We start from the raw sequence: 6,065 nt of genomic DNA, 5'->3' as shown, positions 1-6,065 counted from the left end.
TGCCAGGGTCCTCCATGGGAGGGTTGGGCACGTCGGGCCCCTGTTGCGATTGCGGCTCGCTCGAGCAGGCAATCAGACACAACGCCAGACCACTGGCGGGCAGCCATCGATGCCACATCTCCGTCCCCCTCCCTCATACGGCTGACTCAGGCCAGGGTGGGGGCAGCGGCAGGCAGGAGCCAGGAACGTTCACTCGTGGGAGGCTGGTCGCCTGCTCGGGTGTCAGGCCCCGCGGGGATACTCCTCTCGCAGTGCGTTCCGAAGGAGACACCCATGACGAGCCCGATGACCGGCATCTCCACCGCGCAGCCCGTGCCCCCTCGGGAGCAGCAGGGCATGGCGCCGGTGGACAAGCAGGGGGAGTCGAAGTTCGACGGAGTCCTCGCGGACAAGGCCCGCGCCACCGGTGAGGTCTCGGGGGTGTCCGCGGCCGCGCCCACGCACGCGGTGGAGGGAGTCCCGCCGACGGAGCGGCCCGCGCTCCACGCGGTGTCTCATGTCGTGCGCGCCCTGGAGCAGGGGCAGCGCGACTTGGACCGCATCATCCAGGAGGCAAGCTCCGGCAAGCAGTTCTCCAACGCGGAGCTGCTGTCCCTTCAGGCCTCCATGTACCGCTACACGCAGGAGCTGGACCTGGTGAGTCGCGTGGTGGAGAAGGCGACCACCGGACTCAAGGACGTCGTCAAGACGCAGGTGTAGCGGCCCTGCTCAGTGTTCCTCGAACATGGCCTGGATGACGCGCCAGGCGCGCTTCACCTCGCGCCCCGAGCGGTGGGCGAGGAAGTCGCAGATCTCCGCCACGTCGTCAGTGCGCTCGCGCTCGAAGCCCTGGAAGAGCGTCTTCAGCGACACGTCCAGTCCCACGGACAGCTTGCCCAGCGTGTCCAGGGAGGGAGAGAAGGAGCCGCGCTCGATGCGGCGGATGGCGTCCACGGAGAGATCACTGCGCTCGGCGAGCGTCTCCTGTGTCAGCTCCCTCGCGTTCCTCAATTTGCGCACGTGGTCGCCGAACCTCCGGTGCAACCGCGTCCAGTTCGCCAACCTGTTCTTGGGTTTCTCCATAAGAAGCGGCGGATAATTTGGGGCATCGACCTTCCAAGTGAAGTGAGGATGTTCGGGGCTTGACCCTGCATTTGTGCGGGGCCCGTTCCGCCAGGTTGTGCTGTCGAAGATGCGTCGGACGCGCGCGGCTTCGTGCCGGTGGGGCTGGACAGTTCCAGCAGGCAGGGAGGCGGGCTGGCCGGGAAAATGCGTGGGCGGGGGCTTTCGTCTACGCTGCCCGCCGCATGACGCATTCGGAAGTCCGGCGGCGCGGGCGGCGGACGTGGCTGCCCGTCCTGGCCTGTGGCCTGCTGGCCACCTTCGACATCGGAGCAGAGCCGCTGAAGGTGGCGCCCGTCGTCCCCACCCCCGTCGCCGTGCGCGCGCCGCCGGCCGCGCCGCGCCGGGAGATGCCTGCTCGCCCGGCACGCGTGCAGGCGCTCCAGGAGCTGATGGAGCGGCTCGGCGCACCCGGGGCCCGCGTGGATGACCCGTGTGTGACACCCGCGGAGGACGGAGGCTGCGCGCGCACCGCGCTGGCGCCCTTCTTCGAGTCGCTGGACGCGCTGGCGGCGGGCACGGCATCCGGCCCCGTGGTCATCGAGGCGTTCGGCAACTCGCTGATCGCCGGCGACCGCATCGTGGACATCCTCCGCGACGACCTGTCGCTGGCCTTCGGGAGCGCGGGGCGCGGCCTGCTGCTGGTGGACCGGATGGCCCCGTACGGAGGCCGCACCCGCACGGGCGTCAGCGCCGCCGGGTGGCAGCCGCGCACGCTGGGAGAGCTGCGCGCGCCGCCGCTGCCCTTCGGCATCACCGGCGTGTACCACGTGGCCACCACCGCGAAGGCGCGCGGGCGCTTCAAGCTGGAGGGTGAGTCGCGGGGCACGCTGTGGTGGCTGGACGTGCCGCGCGGCGGGGCGCTCACCGTGTCCAGCGGCGGCCAGGTGCTGGCGCGGACGGAGCCCTCCGGAGACGGCACGGCGCGCGCCACCCACTTCGAGCTGCCCGCGGGCGCCACGACGGTGGACGTGGTGGCGGAGGAGAAGGGCGCGGTGGTGCAGGGCGTGGTGCTCCAGCACGCGCGGCCCGGCATCGTCCTGGACATGCTGGGCGTGCCGTCCGCGGACGCCGGGCTGTACGCGCGCATGGACGACGCCATCCTCCGTTCGCAGCTCGCCGAGCGCGCGCCCCGGCTGCTCGTGTTCTTCCTGGGCGGCAACGAGTCCAAGCGCCTCGAGTGGAAGCGCGTGAATCTGGAGACGGTGCGCGCGGACCTGAAGGCGCTGCTGGGCCGGGCACGGCTGGCCGCGCCGGGCAGCGCCTGCATGGTGGTGGGCCCCATGGACGCGGTGAGCGACACGCGCGGCGCGAGCAAGACGCGGACGCAGCGCCCGTTCCTGGAGGCCGTGGTCACCGCCGAGCGCGAGGTGGCGCTCGCGCAGGGCTGTGCCTTCTTCGACACCTATACCGCCATGGGCGGCAAGGGCTCGCTGATGCGCTTTCACGCCTCGGGCTTCATGCACGACGACATGGTCCACCCGCGCGGCAAGGGACTGGACCTGCTGGGGCACTTCGTCACGGACGCGCTGCTGCGCGCGTGGGTGGAGACGCCGCGCCCGGCCGGACGGGTGGCCGCCGCGAGCACCCCGCCGCCCCCGCCCACTCCCACTGCGGAGGCCACGCCATGAGCACCGCATCCCTGAAGTCCCTGGTTGCCTCCCTGCTGCTGCTCCTCGGGCCCGCGTCGCTCGCGGCTCCCCGTGGCTCGCCGGTGTGCGAGCCCGTGGGGGAGGAAGCCAAGGCACGGCGCGGTGCCGAGGCCACCGCAGCGGAGGCGGACACCGTCACCGCGCCAGCCGGAGACGGGGCGGGTGAAGCGGGCGCGAAGGGGAAGGGGCAGTCCCGGGCCGCGCCGCGTCCGTTCCCTCCGGAAGTCCAGCGCGCGCTCGACGCCATCGTGCGCGCGGAGATGTCGCAGGGGCCCGTGGCGGCCCTGTCCGTGGGCGTCACGCGGGGCGACCAGCGCTGGGTGTGTGCCTATGGCCAGCGGGACGTGGCGCGCCGCCTGCCCGCGACGCCGCGCACGACGTACCGCATGGCGTCCATCACCAAGTCCTTCACCGCCGTGGCGGTGCTCCAGTTGGCGGAGCAGGGCAAGCTGGACCTGGACGCGGACATCAGCACCCTGGTGCCGGCCTACCCGCACAAGCAGTGGCCCGTCACCGTGAGGGACTTGCTGGGTCACCTGAGCGGCGTGCCCACGTATGACGGCCTCGCCTCCAGCAACAACGTGAAGCCGATGACCACGGCGGAGGCCATCGCCGTCTTCGCGGAGAAGCCGCTCGCCTTCGAGCCGCGCACCCGTTACCTGTACACGACGTGGGGCTTCAACCTGCTGGGCGCCGCGGTGGAGGCGGCGTCGGGCCAGTCCTACCGCGACTACCTGCGCGAGCACGTCTTCGAGCCCGCGGGCATGGAGCACGCGGACCTGGACATCATCGCCACGCGCGACGAGCACCAGGCCGCGGGCTACCGGGTGGCGGACGGCACGCTGAAGCCCTCGCGCTTCCTGGACGTGACGAGCCGCTTCGGCGGCGGCGGCACCCGCGCCACGGTGGGGGACATGCTGGCCTTCGGCCGCGCGGTGGTGGACCACTCGCTGGTGTCGCGCGAGACGATGGGCCGCATGCAGGCGTCCATGGCCACCAGCGACGGGCGCCTCACGGACTACGGCATGGGCTTCGCCACCTACCCGCTGCGCGGCCACTACCTGGTGGCCCACGCGGGCGGGCAGCCGGAGACCACCACGCTGCTGGTGATGTTCCCCGCCGAGGACACGGTGATTGCGCTGGCCACCAACGTGGAGGGCGAGGCGAAGCGGATGCGGCGCCTGTCCATCCGCGTGATGGAGCAGATGCTGGAGGACGGCCTCACCCGCCGGGACGCGCACCTGGCGGACGGGGTGGACTCGGTGGTGTACGAGGGACTGGGCCGCATCGCCAGCTACGGGCTGGCGTACCACCAATGGGCCACGCGCGGGCCGGGCTCGATGCCGGCGGACGAGGACCTGCCGGGCGCCTTCGCGCGGGTCTCCGAGCTACTGGACCGGAAGCTCATCGCGAAGGACTCGCGCGCGGCGCTGGAGCGCATCCGCGGCGCGCATGACCCGCGCCTGGGCTCCGTCTTCATCCGCGTGGGCGCGCACATGGCGCGCAAGCTGGAGGAGGCCCACGGCCCCGAGCGGCTGCGCGCATACCCCGCCGAGGGCGCGCTGGCCTTCTTCGCGGACTACCTGGCCGCCTGCGACGCGCGGGGCCTGCCCGACACGGAGCGCTTCGGCGAGCCGCTGCGCAGCGACCTGCTGCGCTTCGTGTCGAGCTGGAAGCGCGCGGAGGTGCCGGCGCTGCGGCGCATGCGGCTGGACGAAATCCAGAAGCCCGAGACGCACTGGCCCGCCTTGAAGGAGGCGGCGGCCGCGGCGCCGGAGCTGCGTCCGGACTACTCGGACGAGCTGCTGCGCATCGCCGAGGGCCACGCGCTGAAGAAGCAGACGGCGGCGCGGCTGCGCTGGCTGGAGCGCGCGGTGGAATTACAGCCGCGCAGTGTGGATGCGCGGGTGGCGCTGGCCAACGCGCTGCTCGCGGCGAAGCGGGATGCGGAGGTGCTGCCGCACCTGCGCGAGGCGCTGGCCACGCCGCACGGGGCACTGGCGCTGACGCCCGCGGGGCTGATGAAGCGCGCGAATGAGGCGGAGTCCCCGCGCGTGGCCCTGGGCCTGTTGCGCGCGGGCACGGCGCTGCACCCGGAATCTCCGGAGCTGTGGGAGGCGCTGGCGAAGCGCGAGGGCTCGCAGGGGAACAAGACGCAGGCGAAGGCGGCGCTGCGGAAGGCCCGGCGCGCGCGAGAGGTTGGCGCCGCGCCCGCGTCCTCCGCGAGCCGCTCCGCCGGAGAGCGCGGCGTGCCGGACGACCACGGACTCGTGCGACCGCGCTGAGGCGCCGACGGCCCCGGGTGGCGGCCCGATGGAGCCGCTGTGCCGCCTTTTCGAAGGGCGCGGCAGCCCCTGGGCGCTGCCGGAATCGCCCTTGCGAAACAGGCGCGCTGAAGCCGTGCCCCCGTCATGCGAGGATGGGGCCCTGTCATGAACCTCCTCTGTCCCCACTGTCGGGCCTTCGTCGTCCCGGGTGCGCAGTCCTGCGGCATGTGCGGCATGTCGCTGCTGCGCGAAGCGGTGCCCGGCTCCTCGGAGCCCGTGTGCGCCGTCCATCCCCACCTGCTGAGCCTGAGCGCGTGCGAGCGCTGCGGCAGCTTCGCGTGTCCTCAATGCCTGCGCCGGAGCGACCGGGGAGAGGCGCTCTGCGCGTCGTGCCATGAGCGCCTGCCGGCGGGACTGGTGGCGTGGGACGAGCGCGAGGTGCACGGGACGCTGAAGGCGTACTGGAACACGTGCCTGGACATCATGTTCCGCCCGATGCCCACCTTCGAGCGCCTGCGGCCGACGGGCTCCCAGGGCAGCTCGCTCGGCTTCGCCGCGCTGAGCAGCTTCGTGGGCAGCTTCACCACGATGCTCATCTACATGGGCTTCATGGCCTTCTTTCCGATGCCGGATGAGACCATGCGGGCCGACAACGTGAACCCGCAGGCGTTCCGGTACTTGGGAGCGGGCCTCTTCGGCGTGGTCATTCTCCTGACACCCCTGTTGGGGGTGCTCACCACGCTCTTCACCTCGGGGCTGGACCACCTGCTGCTGCGGCTGATGGGGACGGCGCAGCCGTTCGAGGTGACGCTGCGGGGCAACTCCCTCTCCCAGGCGCCCTTCCTGCTGGGGCTCATCCCCTTCTGCGGCATCTACGTGGCGCCGTTGTGGGCCTTCGGCCTGCGCATCATCGCCTACAAGAACATGCACGGCGTGAGCTGGGGCAAGGCGACGGCCGGGGCGCTCGCGGCGCCCCTGATGACCTGCTGCGTGTGTGGCGGCGGCTACCTCGCGCTCTTCATGGCGGTAGCGGGCATTTCGGGGG

Annotated in this window: 5 protein-coding genes; 4 read left to right on the top strand and 1 reads right to left on the bottom strand. The window is 72.1% G+C overall.

The annotated features are described in order from the left end of the window. The first annotated feature begins 273 nt into the window (after positions 1-273). Positions 274-699, top strand: a complete 426-nt coding sequence (locus tag HG543_RS50535) for an EscF/YscF/HrpA family type III secretion system needle major subunit (protein WP_246357883.1) — start codon at positions 274-276, stop codon at positions 697-699. 9 nt (positions 700-708) lie between these two features. Here HG543_RS50535 and HG543_RS50530 read toward each other — a convergent pair whose 3' ends face one another. Beyond that, entirely contained in the window at positions 709-999 is a 291-nt protein-coding gene (locus tag HG543_RS50530; RefSeq protein WP_343073645.1) for a helix-turn-helix domain-containing protein, read from the bottom strand. A gap of 287 nt (positions 1,000-1,286) precedes the next feature. Here HG543_RS50530 and HG543_RS50525 point away from each other — a divergent pair, with 287 nt between their 5' ends. The 3 genes from HG543_RS50525 to HG543_RS50515 all read left to right on the top strand — a co-directional run. After that, on the top strand, positions 1,287-2,732 hold the full coding sequence (locus HG543_RS50525; protein WP_169352152.1) for a GDSL-type esterase/lipase family protein: 1,446 nt from the start codon (positions 1,287-1,289) through the stop codon (positions 2,730-2,732). Continuing rightward, positions 2,729-5,038: a serine hydrolase domain-containing protein gene (locus HG543_RS50520; RefSeq protein ID WP_169352151.1), complete on the top strand. Its 2,310-nt coding sequence runs from the start codon at positions 2,729-2,731 to the stop codon at positions 5,036-5,038. The genes HG543_RS50525 and HG543_RS50520 overlap by 4 nt, the downstream gene beginning before the upstream one ends. A gap of 147 nt (positions 5,039-5,185) precedes the next feature. Next, on the top strand, positions 5,186-6,065 hold an 880-nt coding region (locus tag HG543_RS50515), incomplete at its 3' end, for a YIP1 family protein (RefSeq protein ID WP_169352150.1).

This window comes from Pyxidicoccus fallax (assembly GCF_012933655.1).
Lineage (GTDB): Bacteria > Myxococcota > Myxococcia > Myxococcales > Myxococcaceae > Myxococcus > Myxococcus fallax.
The sequence above is the reverse complement of the archived record's forward strand: the minus strand, read 5'-3'. Positions and strand labels throughout refer to the sequence as shown.